This window comes from Microcystis sp. LE19-84.1B, from assembly GCF_027531875.1.
Classification (GTDB): domain Bacteria; phylum Cyanobacteriota; class Cyanobacteriia; order Cyanobacteriales; family Microcystaceae; genus Microcystis; species Microcystis panniformis.
Genome location: NZ_JAPZSR010000291.1, coordinates 1 through 16,554 on the forward strand (window position 1 = coordinate 1; position 16,554 = coordinate 16,554).

Annotated in this window: 15 protein-coding genes; 9 read left to right on the forward strand and 6 right to left on the reverse strand. The window is 43.5% G+C overall.

All coding sequences use genetic code 11. The features are described from left to right. Positions 1 to 418: 418 nt before the first annotated feature. The 3 genes from O9324_RS16605 to O9324_RS16615 all read right to left on the reverse strand — a co-directional run bounded on the left by O9324_RS16605 (position 419) and on the right by O9324_RS16615 (position 4,467). Complete coding sequence (locus tag O9324_RS16605) at positions 419 to 3,523, reverse strand: efflux RND transporter permease subunit (RefSeq protein WP_287629418.1); 3,105 nt, start codon at positions 3,521 to 3,523, stop codon at positions 419 to 421. 120 nt (positions 3,524 to 3,643) lie between these two features. Beyond that, positions 3,644 to 3,820, reverse strand: coding sequence for a hypothetical protein (locus O9324_RS16610; RefSeq protein WP_288140758.1), 177 nt, complete (start codon positions 3,818 to 3,820; stop codon positions 3,644 to 3,646). Beyond that, positions 3,790 to 4,467, reverse strand: a complete 678-nt coding sequence (locus O9324_RS16615; protein ID WP_287629419.1) for a C40 family peptidase — start codon at positions 4,465 to 4,467, stop codon at positions 3,790 to 3,792. The genes O9324_RS16610 and O9324_RS16615 overlap by 31 nt, the downstream gene beginning before the upstream one ends. A gap of 837 nt (positions 4,468 to 5,304) precedes the next feature. Between O9324_RS16615 and O9324_RS16620 the strand changes: the two genes are divergently transcribed. From O9324_RS16620 to trpE, 7 genes are all read left to right on the forward strand, one after another. After that, complete coding sequence (locus O9324_RS16620; protein ID WP_288140759.1) at positions 5,305 to 6,693, forward strand: LCP family protein; 1,389 nt, start codon at positions 5,305 to 5,307, stop codon at positions 6,691 to 6,693. A gap of 2 nt (positions 6,694 to 6,695) precedes the next feature. Further along, positions 6,696 to 7,196: a pentapeptide repeat-containing protein gene (locus O9324_RS16625; protein WP_002768627.1), complete on the forward strand. Its 501-nt coding sequence runs from the start codon at positions 6,696 to 6,698 to the stop codon at positions 7,194 to 7,196. A 127-nt stretch (positions 7,197 to 7,323) separates the two neighbouring features. Continuing rightward, positions 7,324 to 7,911: an anthranilate synthase component II gene (locus tag O9324_RS16630; RefSeq protein WP_288140760.1), complete on the forward strand. Its 588-nt coding sequence runs from the start codon at positions 7,324 to 7,326 to the stop codon at positions 7,909 to 7,911. A 182-nt stretch (positions 7,912 to 8,093) separates the two neighbouring features. After that, the gene (locus tag O9324_RS16635) at positions 8,094 to 8,903 is read left to right on the forward strand and encodes an MBL fold metallo-hydrolase (protein ID WP_002768629.1); all 810 of its coding nucleotides are present in this window, start codon (positions 8,094 to 8,096) and stop codon (positions 8,901 to 8,903) included. Positions 8,904 to 8,982: 79 nt separating this feature from the next. Further along, positions 8,983 to 10,620: an ABC transporter permease gene (locus O9324_RS16640; RefSeq protein ID WP_288140761.1), complete on the forward strand. Its 1,638-nt coding sequence runs from the start codon at positions 8,983 to 8,985 to the stop codon at positions 10,618 to 10,620. A 168-nt stretch (positions 10,621 to 10,788) separates the two neighbouring features. After that, complete coding sequence (locus tag O9324_RS16645) at positions 10,789 to 11,214, forward strand: photosystem I reaction center subunit II PsaD (protein WP_002740397.1); 426 nt, start codon at positions 10,789 to 10,791, stop codon at positions 11,212 to 11,214. Between the two features lie 134 nt (positions 11,215 to 11,348). Continuing rightward, positions 11,349 to 12,869 (forward strand): anthranilate synthase component I, encoded by a 1,521-nt coding sequence (gene trpE / locus O9324_RS16650; protein ID WP_287629258.1) that lies wholly within the window; start codon positions 11,349 to 11,351, stop codon positions 12,867 to 12,869. A gap of 60 nt (positions 12,870 to 12,929) precedes the next feature. Here trpE and O9324_RS16655 read toward each other — a convergent pair whose 3' ends face one another. Together O9324_RS16655 and O9324_RS16660 are read right to left on the reverse strand one after the other, a co-directional pair. Then, the gene (locus O9324_RS16655; protein ID WP_288140762.1) at positions 12,930 to 13,118 is read right to left on the reverse strand and encodes a hypothetical protein; all 189 of its coding nucleotides are present in this window, start codon (positions 13,116 to 13,118) and stop codon (positions 12,930 to 12,932) included. Between the two features lie 27 nt (positions 13,119 to 13,145). Beyond that, complete coding sequence (locus O9324_RS16660) at positions 13,146 to 14,342, reverse strand: PulJ/GspJ family protein (RefSeq protein ID WP_288140763.1); 1,197 nt, start codon at positions 14,340 to 14,342, stop codon at positions 13,146 to 13,148. Between the two features lie 422 nt (positions 14,343 to 14,764). On the opposite strand from O9324_RS16660, the gene gloA reads away from it, so the two are divergent. Further along, on the forward strand, positions 14,765 to 15,175 hold the full coding sequence (gene gloA / locus O9324_RS16665; protein WP_288140764.1) for a lactoylglutathione lyase: 411 nt from the start codon (positions 14,765 to 14,767) through the stop codon (positions 15,173 to 15,175). Positions 15,176 to 15,373: 198 nt separating this feature from the next. Continuing rightward, the gene (locus O9324_RS16670) at positions 15,374 to 15,841 is read left to right on the forward strand and encodes a CYTH domain-containing protein (protein WP_287629257.1); all 468 of its coding nucleotides are present in this window, start codon (positions 15,374 to 15,376) and stop codon (positions 15,839 to 15,841) included. Between the two features lie 24 nt (positions 15,842 to 15,865). Here the strand turns inward: O9324_RS16670 and nusB are convergent, their stop codons facing one another. Next, positions 15,866 to 16,519, reverse strand: coding sequence for a transcription antitermination factor NusB (gene nusB / locus O9324_RS16675; protein ID WP_287629256.1), 654 nt, complete (start codon positions 16,517 to 16,519; stop codon positions 15,866 to 15,868). Between the last annotated feature and the right edge of the window lie 35 nt (positions 16,520 to 16,554).

The window sequence follows — 16,554 nt, forward strand, 5'->3', positions numbered from 1 at the left end:
CTCAATATCTAACTAAAGAGCGTTTTTTATTATATAGTACCAGCCTTGTCAGTTATCAGTTATCAGTTATCAGTTATCAGTTATCAGTTATCAGTTATCAGTTATCAGTTATCAGCTTCTGAAGGCAAGGGGCAACAGGCAAGAGGCAAAAGACAGAATCTGACAATTCTCCTACCTAAAAAGAGGGTTAGAAACTAAGCGCATCAAAGCTTTTAGCTTAACCAATTAGGTCTGAGATTCGGCCCTTGTTATCAGATGTGAGTTTTCAGTTCACTGATTACTGTTTACTGTTTACTGGACGGCTACGCCGTGCCTTTGGCAACACTGAAAAAAGCTTCTCCCCGCTTCCCCACTTCCCCACCTCCCCACTTCCCCACTTCTCCACACCCTACACCCCACACCCTACTGTGCAAGAAGATTATTTTCTGGAGAATAAAACGTAAAAACAGGGAATAATAAACAGAGTTAACAGAGTTGCTAAAGACAAACCCGAAAAAACGACAATTCCTAAAGGTTGCAGGAATTCTCCCCCCTCTCCCAATCCTAAAGCGAGGGGAAATAAACCTAAAACCGTGGTCACGGTAGTCATTAAAATCGGTCGTAAACGTTGGGGAGCGGCCTTTAAAATGGCTTGTAGTCGAGTAAAACCGAATTCTTGCCGCAATTGATTGGCTAATTCCACCATAATAATCCCGTTATTAACCACAATGCCCACCAATAACACCACCCCGACGATGACAATGGCATTAATCGGGGTTTTGGTCAAATATAGTCCAAAAATTCCCCCCGCTAGGGCCAAAGGAACGGTTAACATAATCACCAAAGGGTCTATGAGCGAGTTATACTGCACGGCCATGACCACAAAGACTAAAAATACCGATAAACCCGCTAATAAACCCAAAGAACCCTGAATTTCTTGATTAGACATGGCAGCAGCACTGGGTAAAATGCTGATACCATCGGGTAAGGGAGTGGAATTTAAAACCGATTGTACCCCCGCGAGTGCGTCACTTAATTTCGCACCCTCGACTAAACTGCCGATAATAATAAAAACTTGACGCTGATTAATTCTCTGGATGACTGCTGGGGTTTTTCCCCCTTCAATCCTAGCGATATCTGCTAATTTTAAGTCTTCTTGTCTATTGACAAAAATAGGTATTTGTGAGATGTCACTAATTTTTTGCCGCGAGTTGGGGTCCAATTGCACCCGGATATCGATTAATCTTTCTCCCCGTTGCAGTTGCGTGGGGATTGATCCTTGAATAGCTGTCCTTACCGTTTGTCCCACTTCCAAGGTACTCAACCCCAAACTATTTAAGCGGGTCCAATCGGGTTTAATCTGGATTTCCGGTTGTCTGGGGTCAGCATCGGGACGAAAACGCGCACTAGGGACTTTTTCATCGAGAATACCGAGGACTTCTTCACCAGCTTGCTCTAGAGTTTTCCCATCGGGTCCCTGTAACATCACATCCACGTCAGCACCAACGGAGGGAGAGTTATTCAGAATAATACCGCGCACTTGACCGGGGGTGAGACGCAAACGCACGTTAACGAGGTTTAATTGCTCTAGTGCTTTGCTCATGCGTTCGATATATGCTTCTGTATTAGTGCCTTGTTTGAGATTAATCGTACTAGAAGCACGCAAAATATTTTCATTGGTAGTTGTGCCAAAAAGAGAACCGCCACTGGTAGTAAAAACGTACTTAGTCTCTGGTTGTGATAATAAAATCTTTTCTACTTCCCGCATCACCTGACGGTTCGTATTTAAATTGGTACCGGGGGGAAATTGAGCAAAAACGTTCACCTGTCCGGTTTGAATACGACTAAAGACTTCCTGGGGGATATATTGCCAGAGATAGAAACTACTTCCCCCTAAAATTAAAAAGGCCAGTAGGATAACAAGTATTCTGTAGCGGATGATTTTAGCTAAACAACGACCGTAGAGAATAGTTAAACCTTCCAGACGTTGACTAAAGACTTTTAAGAGCCAAAATCGCTGAATACCACTAGAAACCTGCATATTTAACAAACGACTGGCTAACATGGGAACAACGGTTAACGCACACAGGAGAGAAGCAGCCACAGCAAAACTGATAGTGAGGATAATCTCGTTAAACAGCAGGGAAATAAAACCACCCAGTAATAAAAATGGCAGTATAGAGACGAGATTAGTCGCAGTGGAGGCCACTAAAGCAGATTCTACCTCTTGGCTGCTATTCCGGGCAATTTCTAAAAAATCTCGCTTATTTTGGTTTTGATTAACTTTGAGGGCAATATTTTCGAGCATGACAATGGAATTATCCACCACGATACCCACCCCTAGGGCCAATCCTCCCAAACTAAACACATTTATCGATAACCCAAATAACTTCATACAGATGATTGCGACCAGGGTAGAAAGAGGAATCGCTAGGGTAATGATAAAAGTCTGTCGCAGGGAACCGAGAAAGACGAATACAGTCAATCCTGCTAGAATTGTCCCCGCTAGTCCCGAAGAAACCACGTTATTAACCGCATTTTGGATAAATACAGACTCATCGGTAGTGGGGACGACTTGCATCCCCCCGGTCATTAACCCGGATTTTTTTAATTCGGCAATGCGTTTTTTGACCCCTTCTACCACAGCAATCGTGTTCGCATTCGGTTGTTTTTGGACGCTAACCCTGACGGCATTTTTTCCATTTAGGGTGACAAAAATTCTTTGTTCTTCTGTCCCATCGATAACTCTGGCCACATCCCGCAGATAGATTTTTTCTTCGGGATTATTACTATCGGTCAGTGCTAAATCTTGGATATCCGCTACGTTTTTAAATTTCCCCACTGCGCGGGTTAAAGGTTCCCCAGTTTCTCCCTCTAGTCGGCCCCCAGAGATGTCCTGATTACGTCTTTTTAGGGTGTCTAAAACCTGATTTAATCCCACTCCTAAAGATTGTAATCGCTGCAGGTCAATATTAACTTGAATTTCTTCTCTAACTCCCCCAATCACGTCCACCACTGCCACTCCTTCCACAAACCCTAATTCTCTCCCTAATTCTTCATCAGCAAATAATCTTAAGTCTTTTAGGGTTAGGGTATCAGAAACGAGAGCAAATTCATAGACGGGTAAACGAGAGGGTTCAAATTTATTTAAGCGCGGTTCTTCAATAATATCGGGTAAATTTTGTCGGACACGATTAAAACTTTCGGTAGCTTCATTTAAAGCAACATTTAAATCTCCCCCCGGTTGAAAAAATAAATCTACTCGCATCCTTCCCTCGCGAGTTTCTGAATAAACTTGCACTACTCCCTCGGTGGCACTCATTCCTTCTTCTAGGGGTTTAGTTACTTCTTCGAGAATAACTTCCGGGGAAACTCCAGGGACATTCATCCTTAAACTAATGCGGGGATAAGTGATAGAAGGAAGCAAATCTACTTGTAAACGATTTAGAAAAAAAAGACCGATGATGATAACTGCTATAGTTAACATCAATACTCCTATATGACGACGAATTGATAGACCGCTTAGGGAGATATTTTCTGACATGATTATCTATAGGGGAGAGTGAGAAGTTAGGGGTTAGGGGTTGGGGTTTTGGGGTTTTAGGGTTTTGGGGTTTTAGGGTTTTGGGGTTTTAGGGTTTTGGGGTTTTAGGGTTTTGGGGTTTTAGGGTTTTGGGGTTTTAGTTGAAATTTCCCCATTTCCCCATTTCCCCATTTCCCCATTTCCCCATTTCCCCATTTCCCCATTTCCCCATTTCCCCATTTCCCCATTTCCCCATTTCCCCATTTCCCCATTTCCCTGATAACTGATTAATTGTGCATAACTCGACCAAAACTCCATAATTTTTGATAATAATAACGACTGACGCTATCCCTATCATCGGTGAGTAGATTGATAGCGATACCATTATTACCTGTTTTTTTTCCTGAACTGTGAATATATTGATTATTCCCTAGATATAAAGCCACATGATTAACTCTTTTATCACCAAAGAAAATTAAATCTCCTGGGAGTAATTCCTCTCGGTTTATTTTTTGACAAAAAGCCTCCTGTTGATAGGAATCCCTCGGCAACCAAATGCCAAAAGTGGCAAAAGCAGCCTGGATTAATCCTGAACAATCGTAATTAGGTGCAAGGGTTCCACCCCAGAGATAATGATTGGTACGATTCATTGCTTCCTGAGTAAAAGTGATAATCTCAGGAATATGTTTTTCTATTTCTGAACGAGTTAGAGGAATTTTTTGATAAGCTGTGGCGGCCGCTGCAATCGCATCTAAATCTTCTAGGGATAACCAAGCTAAATAATTATCTTCTCTTAGCTGAATTTGTAGTCCTTTTTCGGTAATTTCTAGGGAAATAAATTTTAATTGTCTTCCCCGTTGTGCTTGGGTAGCTAACTCTTGACAACTGGGAGAATTGTAGAGATTTAAGTCTCTTATACAGAGATATTCCTGGGTGGAAGATGGGGGAAGGGAGATGATTTGCATACAAAATAGATCAGAATTTATTGACAGAAAAAACTGCATTACTAGCCGAAAGCAAAGGGATAAAAACAAGTAGAATAACCTTAGTTATGTTATCTTCAAGTTTCCACCTCTCTTAATTCTTGGCTACAGAGATAATCTAAGACGCATTTTAACCGCCTATCCTTAGATTAACTCAATCTCCCCCAATCCCTTTGCTGTTACCTCTTGCCTGTTACCTCTTGCCTTATCTCAACAACCAATTTATAGCATTTCCTAAGCTAGTGAGGTACACCTATTTTTCTTCCCCTTTGCCTTTTGCCTCTTGCATGAGTGCCTAAAACCCATAACTTTTGTACCTCAGCAGACTGAAAAACGCTATAAATGTGCGGGCAGCTTAATCTATAACCAAACCGAATCCCTGAAAAATTATTAAACCTCTGGCCTAATTAACTTTTCAGGGTTCAAAAACGGCAAAAATAAGGATTAAATGGCATAAAATCGGTAAATAGAGCATTTAATCGCTTATTATTCATTCTCAATTCTTCTGGCTACCGACTCCTAACCCTAACAACAATTTTTGATTTTTACAACAGGTCTAGGATAGCCAGTTCCTTAACAATATGTTACAATAGCCGGCGAGAGGGGAGTGACCAATATCTGGAACTTTTGGGCTAGAGATAGATTCTATCGATCAGCAGTCACCTCCTGGGTGGGTGGAATTAAATATAAGATGAACGTAGGTTGGGTTGAAAAATGAAACCCAACGCCCGCATGGGTTACGCTACCGCTAACCCATCCTACAAATAATTGTGCCTCCCTACTTAAAGTAAGCTTTTAATCAGATGTTGAGGTTAGTCCATGGCCAATGTTTCCGGGCGGTTTGAAAAGCAAGAATACAGCCAAAACTCAGAAAATACCGTCGCGGTGGTCAGTTCAGTCATGTCCGGTTTAAAAAAAGCATCTCCCCTGCAAAAGGGCTTATTTTGGGGAATAACCCTCAGTTTTACCGCCCTAGTTTCCGCCACTATCGGGGCTGCCGTCGCTTTAATTAGTCCCTTACCCGCGCCAATTGGGGCTATCTTCCAAAAAACATCTTTTCCCACCCAAACAGACATCCTTGAGGATCAAGCTTGGAATAGCTTAATCAATCAGCAGCTTTCTCGTCCTGTTAATATTTTAGTTATGGGCATCGATCGAGTTTTAGATGCCAAAAACAGCGACGATGTATTTAAAGGTCGCAGCGATACCATGCTCCTAGTGCGCTTCGATCCCAGCGATAAAACCGTGAGAATGCTGTCTATCCCTCGCGATAGCCGCGTCAGAATCCCCGGCCACGGTTTCACTAAAATTAACGATGCTAACGTTCACGGTGGACCGACTCTAGCGGCGGAAGTGGTCACTAATACTTTAGGGGATGTCACCGTTGATCGCTATGTGCGGGTGACTACCGATGCCTTCAAGGAATTAGTTGATTTAGTCGGGGGTGTAGAGGTTTATGTACCCGAACGAATGTATCATAAAGATGTCACCCAAAAATTAGAAATTGATTTACAAGAGGGTTGGCAAAATCTCAACGGCGACCAAGCAGAACAATTTGCCCGTTTTCGTAACCCGCAATACGGCGATATTGGTCGCGTACAAAGACAACAAATTTTATTAAAAGCACTCCAACAAAAGATTTTTAGTCCGACAATTCTCCCCAGTCTCCCGAAAGCAGTACAGGTTTTACAACAATATATCGATACGAACTTAAGCGTCGAGGAAATGCTGGCTATCGCTAATTTTGGACGGGAAATTAAACAGGATGACTTGAGAATGATCCTACTCCCCGGCCGGTTTAATAGCCTCGAGGAATACGATGGTCGCAGTTATTGGATTTTGAACCGTCGCGAAATTAGAACCATTGTGGCTAATAATTTTACCGATAACCACGCGGGGGGAGAAACCTCCGTTTATAGTCTGCGGATTGCCATTCAAAATGCCACCCATACCAAAGGTTTAGCCCGTCGTACTCGTAATTATCTGGCCAAACGGGGCTACACAAATGTTTATATTAGCGATGACTCCTCCCAAAAGCTAGAAACCACGGCAATTATTGCCCAAAAAGGTGATATTCAGTCCGCTAACCTCTTGAAAAATCAATTGGGAATCGGTAAAGTAGAATCATCCTCCACTGGTGCTTTAGACTCAGACCTAACTATTCGGGTGGGTGATGATGTGGACCAGTTTCTCGACGCTCAACAGTAACAATGTTGAAAAATTTTTTCAGTCTGGTTTTAATTATTTTGCTGGCGATTCTGTGGCTACTTTTCGCGGCCCGTCCGGTGGCCTTGGCCCAAGATAAAACGATTAACTATAGTTTTGCCCAGCTGCAAGATCGGGATTTTTCCCATCAGGATTTGCGCGGAGGAGTTTTCGCAGCTGCCGCGATGCGGGGAGTTAACCTAGAAGGAGCCGATTTATCCTATAGCATTCTCACCGAGGCTGTCCTCTTAAAAGCTAACTTAAAAGGGGCTGATTTAACCGCCTCTTTGGTAGATAGAGTTACCCTCGATTTTGCCGATTTAACTAATACTATTTTTACCGATGCGATCGCTACTCGCAGCCGTTTTTATGACACAATTATTACCGGGGCCGATTTCACTAACGCGGTGATTGATAACTATCAGGTCAAGTTAATGTGTGAACGGGCCGATGGCATTAATCCCGTCACGGGAGTGGCCACAAGGGATAGTTTAGGCTGTAATTAGCAATTCCGGGCAGATTCTAACTGACTGCTCAAAAATAGCTTACCCCCTACACCCCGGCTATCTCGATCGAGACAGTAGGGATGTAGAATGAAAATACTGAGCGAGGCTAGAGAAAGGAGAGAGACTCTTGATAATCGTCATCGATAACTATGATAGTTTTACCTACAATTTAGTCCAGTATTTGGGAGAATTAGCCTCCGAGTTTCCGATCGCCTTGCCGATCGAGGTCTATCGTAATGATAAAATCGATCTGGCCACGATCGAACAAATGCGGCCGGATGGGATTGTCATTTCCCCCGGTCCTGGTCGTCCAGTCGATGCGGGCATATCTCTGGAATTAATCGCTAAATTTGGCCCCCATTTGCCGATTTTGGGGGTCTGTCTCGGTCATCAAAGTATCGGTCAGGTATTCGGGGGGGATGTGGTCTCGGCCCCGGTCTTGATGCACGGCAAAACTTCCCCAATCTATCACAACAGTGAAGGGGTATTTCAAGGCTTAGAAAATCCTTTTACTGCCACCCGTTACCATAGTTTAGTGATCGAGCGCTCCACCATGCCGGATAATTTAGAGATCACGGCCTGGGTAGAAGATGGTACGGTCATGGGAGTCCGTCATCGGGATTACCCCCACATTCAAGGAGTACAATTTCATCCCGAAAGTATTTTAACCACTGCCGGCAAGGAACTTTTAAGAAACTTTCTCCGATCCCTCTAGTGTTCACTAATCCCCAACCCCTGAAATTAACCTTAAGTGGGTGGGTGGAATTTAATATAACGATGAACGTAGGTTGGGTTGAAGCATGAAACCCAACACCCGCTCATGTTACGCTACCGCTAACCCATCCGACAAATAATTGTGCCTCCCTACTTAACTTGATTAATTCTGTATCTATATCTATGAAAAGGCGAGATTTTATCTTATCGGCGGGGGCAAGTTTCTTAACCGTGGCAGTAAGCTCAGTTTTAGCGGAAACTAAACCGAAACCCACTAACCCCACTTCCCCCCAAAAACCCGATAATTCCCTTTTAGTTCAATGGTTGGGTCATAGTTGCTTTTTATTCACCGGAGGAGGGCAAAGAGTCCTAGTTAACCCCTTCCGGGCAATTGGTTGTACGGCGGGTTTTCCTTTGCCAAAAGTAGAAGCAGATATCGTTTTAATCAGTAGTCAACTCTGGGATGAGGGGGCCGCCGAGAATTTACCCGGTAATCCGAAAATTTTGTTTGAGCCGGGGGCCTATGATCTGGGTAAATTAAAATTACAGGGTATTAGTATCGCCCACGATCGCATGGGGGGGCAACGTTTCGGCATGAATGTGGCCTGGCGTTGGACCCAAGCGGGGATTAGTATTGTCCATTTAGGGGGGGCAGCGGCCCCGCTCGAATTAGAACAAAGAATTCTCCTAGGTTCGCCGGATTTAGCTTTTATTCCCGTGGGAGGTGGTCCAAAAAATTATAATCCCCAAGAAGCAAAACAGGCGATCGAAGTTTTACAACCGCGAATTGCTGTCCCGACGCAATACTTTACCAGTGCCGCCGATAAAAATGCCTGTGAATTGGTCTCTGTAGATGAGTTTCTCAAGTTAGTCAAGGATAAAAATATCCGTTTAATCGGAGACAATAAATTGCGGATTCGTGCCGCCGATTTACCCAAAAAAGGGACTCTCATTCGCGTGTTTGACTACCGCAATCTGTTACAGAAATCCTAATTTTTAGGAGCCAATAACCTAGGACTGCTGTAGATCATCTCTTGGTTCTCTAAAAATTGCTTTAACAATCTTATTAAAAATGTTTTTGCTGAAAGAATCTCGCTCTTTTTTTAGACAGGGATGGACAATTGCAGTTTTACTAATTGCCCTGCTTGTTTCCCTGCCGATTTTATCGGTGGCCAGTAGTTTATTAACTAATTCCAGTCAAGTCTGGCAACATCTGATCGAAACTGTTCTCTGGGATTATCTAGTTAATTCTTTTTGGTTAATGTGTGGGGTGGGCAGCGGCGTTTTAATCATCGGTGTCGGCACTGCTTGGTTAACAACGATGTGTCAATTTCCCGGTTGTCAACAATTTCAATGGTTATTATTACTACCCCTTGCTGCTCCTGCCTATCTCTTGGCCTATACTTATACCAATATGATGGACTATTTTGGTCCGGTGCAGACGTTCTTAAGAAGTGTTTTCGGTTGGAATAGTGTCGAGGATTATTGGTTTCCTAGTATCCGTTCTCTTTGGGGGGGGATTCTGATGTTAATACTGGTGCTTTATCCCTACGTTTATCTGTTAGCAAGGGTCGGTTTTTTAGAACAATCTGTCTGTACGGTGGAGGCAAGTCGCTCCTTGGGATGTAATCCTTGGCGCAGTTTTTTTACTGTCGCTTTACCCCTAGCAAGACCGGCAATTATGGCGGGATTGGCCCTAGCTTTAATGGAAACTCTGAACGATTTTGGTACGGTGCAGTATTTCGGCATTAATGCTTTTACCACGGGGATTTATAATACTTGGTTCGGCATGGGCGATCGCATAGCAGCGGGACAGTTATCCACAGTTTTAATGGTATTTATCCTCGTTTTAGTTTTCCTTGAACAATCCTCCCGTCGTCAAGCTCGTTACTATGAAATGACCAATCGTTTCCAGTCACCGACTAAGTACGAACTAGGATTTGTTCGGAGTTTTTTGGCAATGATCTCCTGTTTTGTGCCGGTATTTCTTGGGTTTATTGCCCCTGCTTTTTATCTAGCCTATCTAGCCTTTAATCATGCCCAAGAAACTTTGAATAATGACTTTTTTACTCTATCGGGAAACAGTTTTTTTCTGGCTAGTTTAAGCGCAATTATTGCGGTGGTTTTAGCTTTAATTCTCGCCTACGGGGAAAGACTTAATCCGAATAAAACTCTTAAGGGTTCTGTGCGGATTGCGGCTGCTGGTTATGCTATCCCCGGCATCGTTATCGCAGTGGGGGTTTTAATTCCTCTCGGCAAATTAGATAACTTTTTCAACCAAGGATTAAATATCAATTTAATTCTGAGCGGCACAATTTTCTGTTTGATTTTTGCCTATGTTGTCCGGTTTTTAGCCGTAGCTTTTTCCACGTTAGAATCGAGTTTAAGTAAAATAAAACCTAGTTTAGATGATGCTTCCCGCAGCCTTGGCTATGGCACTGGTGCAACTTTAATTAAAGTGCATATTCCTCTTTTGTCGGGGGGATTATTGACGGCGGCTATGTTAGTTTTTGTCGATGTGATGAAGGAATTACCGGCTACTTTGGTGTTAAGGCCTTTTAATTTTGATACCCTAGCGGTGCGCGTTTATCAATACGCCAGTGATGAACGTTTGGTGGAAGCGGCGGCACCGGCCCTGGCCATTGTCTTAGTGGGATTAATTCCGGTAATTTTTTTAAGTTGGCAAATTTCCCGACGGGCGATCGATTAAAGTGGTGGTCGATTCCTAGACAAGTTGGCGATCGGCCAGCAGCTTAGTTCTATAGTTTAGTACAAAATAATGTTACAGTTCTTGACAAGACTACTAGAGAGGGGGGGTGTCAGTGATAGGATTCCCTAAAACCCCTTTTCTTTATTTGTGTAGAGAGAACAACATCCTATGACAGAACTTTCTGGAAAAGCTCCTAAGTTCGGTGGCAGCACGGGCGGTTTACTCGCCAAAGCCGATCTGGAAGAAAAGTACGCCATCACCTGGACAAGCAGCAAAGAACAAGTCTTTGAAATGCCCACCGGTGGCGCCGCTATCATGAACGAAGGCGAAAATCTCCTCTATTTGGCCCGCAAAGAACACGCGCTCGCTCTTGGTACCCAATTCCGGACGAAATTTAAGCCCAAAATCGAAGATTACAAAATCTATCGGATTTACCCCAGTGGTGAAGTGCAGTATCTCCACCCTGCTGATGGTGTCTTCCCCGAAAAAGTTAACGCTGGTCGTGAATTTTTCGGCAAAAAAGACCGCAATATCGGCAAAAACCCCGAACCAGCGACAATTAAGTTCTCTGGTGTCACTCCCTACGAAGCATAAATAATCCCTAAAATCGAGAGTGGGGAGTTAGATTTAGAAGCTATTTAGCCCCAAGATTTAACTTCTGACTCTCGATTTCTCTGATCGCAATCGGCTACAAGTGTTGTGCTATCCGTTTCCTGAACCATCAAAATATGATCTTCCCCGACTTCGATCGCTTTCGTCAACTGGCTGGCCAAGGTAACTTTATTCCTGTCTATCAAGAATGGATCGCTGACCTAGAAACACCCGTTTCGGCCTGGTATAAAGTTTGTGCCAATCAAGCCTACAATTTTTTATTAGAGTCGGTGGAAGGGGGCGAAACCTTGGGACGCTACAGCTTTTTAGGAGGCGATCCCGTCTGGGTATTGGAAGCGCGGGGAAACACCACCACCCAAACTTTTCGCAATGGTTCTCAAGAGATTTTTTCGGGGGATCCTTTCGAGATTTTAACCCAATGTTTAGCCCCGATTGTGCCGGTTAAATTGCCGCAATTACCCGCCGGAATAGGGGGTTTATTTGGTTTTTGGGGTTATGAATTAATTAATTGGATCGAACCGCGAGTCCCTATTTATCCCGCTACCGATGCCGATCTACCGGATGGTATTTGGATGCAGGTGGATAATCTAATTATTTTCGATCAAGTTAAACGGAAAATCTGGGCGATCGCTTATGCCGATATCCGGGGTAATAATCCCGATTTAGCAGCCGCTTATCAAGCGGCCTGCGATCGAGTGACACAGTTAGTTCTGAAGTTACGATTACCCCTACCAACTAATGCCAAAACCCTGGAATTATTACCCGTTGGTCAGGGAAAAGAATTAGTCTATGAAAGCAATACAACTCAGGAAAAATTCTGTCAAAATGTCCTAAAAGCTAAGGATTACATCAAAGCGGGGGATATTTTTCAGGTGGTTATTTCCCAGCGTTTAAATGCCAATTATCATGGTCATCCCTTCGATTTATATCGTTCCTTGCGTCTGATTAATCCTTCTCCCTACATGGCTTTTTATAACTTTAAGGATTGGCAAATTATTGGCTCTAGTCCTGAAGTGATGGTTAAGGCAGAACGGGACGAATTAGGTAAAATAAAGGCCACGGTCAGACCAATTGCCGGCACCCGTCGCCGGGGACAAAACTTCGGTGAAGATCAAGCTTTAGCAACGGATTTATTGCAAGATCCCAAAGAAATTGCCGAGCATATTATGTTAGTGGATTTGGGGAGAAATGATCTAGGCCGGGTGTGCGATCGAGGTACGGTCAAAGTGGATGAATTAATGATCATTGAACGTTATTCCCACGTTATGCACATTGTTAGTAATGTGGTGGGGTATTTAGCCACCAATAAAAGTGCTTGGGATTTATTAAAAGCTTGTTTTCCCGCGGGAACCGTCAGTGGGGCCCCGAAAATTCGTGCTATGGAAATTATCCATGAATTGGAACCCTGTCGTCGCGGTCCCTATTCAGGGGTTTATGGTTACTACGATTTCGAGGGACAGTTAAATAGTGCCATCACAATTCGCACTATGATTGTTCGTCCCCAAGGTAATCAAAATTATCTGGTTTCTGTGCAAGCGGGAGCAGGGTTAGTAGCTGATTCTGAGCCGGAGAAAGAGTATGAAGAAACCCTCAACAAAGCGAGGGGTTTATTGGAGGCAATTCGCTGTTTAAGTTAGATTTTTTAGGTTGGGAGCCAGTTAAGGGGATTTGGCCATGATTTCCGAGCAGGAATAGGGTTAACTAACTGGGGTTTGCGGCAAAAAGTTTTTCCTGGGGACAGGGTGTGGGGTGTGGGGTGTGACCCCCCCAACCCCCCCGACATCGGGGGGGGTTGGGGTGTGGGGAGTTTTCTCAGTGAACTGATAACTGATAACTGATAACTGATAACTGATAACTGATAACTGATAACTGACTCCTAACCCCACCAACAAACTTTTTGCCGCAAACCCTAGCTACTTGGGTTCAATGGTTACTAAAATCGAATAGGAGTCTGGTGGAGTCGTTGTCGTTCTAGTCAACACGAATAAAATTTGGTTATTAGCAAGGGAATCGATGCCTGGAGGTAAACTGCTACTATCAGAGGTATATACATCTACGGTTTGATCTGAATCTGAATACTGCTTATTGGCATTAAGCAACCCATTCACATGAACCACAATGGCATCTCCAGCTTTTGCCTGAACAGGTGAATCCAAAGCTCCTTCCGATCCCTCCTTGGCTGCCTTGTCCCAATCTTTGTCAGGTTCAGCAATAACACCGCAGGCAGATTCAGAGAAAGGATTAGCAGCAGGAGTGAATGTACAAGGTTTTGTTCCTTTAATAAGTTTAGCTGTAACAGCTGCTGGCACGGTAAGGACGGGTAGAGTCTTGTTCTTGGCACTCCCGCCCCCGGTATCACCTTTGACATTAAAAGGTTTGGTTAGGAGGAATAATCCCCAGATAGCTTTGGGGAAAACTCTGGTGCTGACAGAGTAGTTAACTGCCTCATTGGTAGTCATCTTTACCTGAGCGTTGGCATTCAAAATCACTTGATCACCAACTATGCGAACACAGGTATAAAAATCGTCCACATTGCCAAGGGCGGGGATTCGGTTAAAATTCCCAGGACAATTGGGGTTCTTAGCAGGCGCTGCTAACATATCGGTGACGGGGGAATGTTGCCAAGAAGAAGTAATATCGTAGTTGCCATTTTCTTTCAAGCTTGGACCATAGCGCCACAAGACTCGTGGACCAGTCAAGCTATCACCAATTCCAGGGTTCTGGGTATAGTAAACGATCTGTTCACCGAGCAGCAGATTGGGATTGCCGGGGTCGGGAATTTGGAAAGCTAGAACTGCTTGCGCTCCTTTGGGTACTTTAGTACTCGTGATCTGCTTTTCAGAATTAGCGATAATTCTTGCCCGTCTCACTTCATCTGAAACAAACTCTAGAGTACGATTAAGATTATTTTGGATTTCACTATCGGCATTAGCTCGATAATTGCTTCTGAGCAGGTTAATCACGCCATTTCCCGCCACCAAGACGGCAATCAGCATCATCAAACCTGCTAGTAAAACTTCTGTAATCGTGAAACCCGCTTGCAGACGACGATGAGCGGATTTTTTCTGTAAACGACCTAAGTGATTGATATACTCCAAATAAAAACGCATAGCTTTAACCCGTCCCAATTTCTCTGTTCTGTACTCCCCTAAATATTTAACATTTATTGCAGTCACAGAGGTTTTATTAAACTACTGGTCAATCAAGTCGAAAGGGGTTTTCGGAAACCACTGAAAATTTACTACTACCTACTACCTTCAAAATTTCCCTAGAAAACTCCCGATCAAAAATGTCTCGACCTAACTAGCTTCACCACTAACTACAGGATAGCCTAAGAAAATCCCATAGATAGTAATTGAAATATGGCCAGAAAGGTGATTTTGGTTACAGCTATTAATCGCTTTTGGGAGTGAGTGAGTTTTCGTACATTTGTATTGGTGGAATGGTTGACCCTCAAGGAGATAATAAGGCACAAGGACTGGTTACAATCAAGGATAGGTAATTTTTCGATCGATGTCATCTAAAAATAATCATGCGTCTCTTACACACCATGCTCCGGGTCAATAACTTGCAGGAATCTCTACAATTTTACTGCGATGTGCTAGGAATGAAATTATTGCGCCAGAAAGACTATCCCAATGGTCAGTTTACCCTCGCTTTCGTCGGTTATGGCGATGAAGCTAATCATGCTGTCATCGAACTGACCTATAATTGGGGAGTCGATCGCTATGAAGTCGGTAATGCTTACGGTCATATTGCCCTAGGCGTAGATGATATCTATAGCACCTGTGAGAAAATTAAAGCTCTTGGTGGCAATGTCACCAGGGAACCGGGCCCGATGAAACACGGTTCTACCGTGATTGCTTTTGTGGAAGATCCTAATGGCTACAAGATCGAGTTAATTCAACTAGGAACCCAAGCTGCTGCCGTGACTACGGCTTAAATTTATTGTCGTCAAAAACTTAAGTAGCTGGTTATAATTAAATTAAAAATGGATTTTAGGTTCGATCCCCCCTGCCCCCCTTGATAAGGGGGGTGCCGATAGGCGGGGGTATCTATCCTTAATAAGGGGGGTGCCGATCCCCCCTTAGTCCCCCCTTAATAAGGGGGGCATCTGAAAGTTTTTAATGCCTACCTACTTATGTCTGTTGAAATTGAACGGAAGTTTCTGGTTAAAGGGGATTCTTGGCGATCGCTTGCGACTGGCAAGTTGTATCGTCAGGGATATATTCCTACCCAAGATGGATTGACAACTGTGCGAGTTCGTGTAGTTGGAGATCGGGGTTATTTAACCATTAAAGGCAAGACTGAGGGCATTAGTCGCCAAGAATTCGAGTATGCAATTCCCCTAGAAGATGCGGCACTCATGTTAGAAAACCTCTGTAAGAAACCTTTAATTGAAAAGATTCGTCATCGCATTTCTCTGGATAATTTAACTTGGGAAGTTGATGAATTTTGGGGGGATAATCAAGGTTTGATTATGGCTGAAATTGAGTTAGAACAAGAGGATCAAGTCATTACTATTCCTGATTGGATCGGCGAAGAAGTCACGGGAGATGAGCGATACTACAATAGCAATTTACAGAAATTTCCCTATAAAATGTGGTGATTGTAGTATTAATTTACTCCCAGTTTAACTCTGGGTAGATAGGGCTTTTTCTGTTTCGTTTAGCTTATTTGTTACCCGTCGGAGAACGCCATTAATAAAACGATAACCTTCATCATCAGAATAACGTTTGGCTAACTCGATCGCCTCATTGATTGCTACTTTTTGAGGTATATCGAGATAGCGCATTTCTGCCACGGCAATTTGCAGGATATCCCGATCAATTCTCGGTAAACGATGTAGTTGCCAATCCACTAAAGCACTGGTTAATTCCTGTTCAATTTCCGCACGACGACGATAGACTGTACCGATTAATTCTAGGGCATATTCCCGCACTTCGTACTGACTAGATAACTGGACAATTTCGGGAAAATCTATCACGGTTCCTAAACGATTAATGGCATTGTGGGTAAGAGAAATTGCTTCTTTTACCATGGTTTGGGCGCTTTTTAGATTTGTTGCCTTAGTATCACTAGCGAGAATCCGTTCATTACCACGACTAATTTCAGCGGCGGCAGTTTCTAAGGTTTCTTGAATTTCGACGGTTAAGGTTCTAACTGCAACTAAAATTAAATCGTTTAAAGTTTGCTGTTCCAGGTTTTCAGGATTGCCTTTAATCTGACTTAAACTCAAAAGGGCAAGTTCTCGAGCAATGCGACGGGGTTGTTGACGGGGAGGCATAGAAGTTTAGAAGGAGAGGAAGGAAAATTATACAA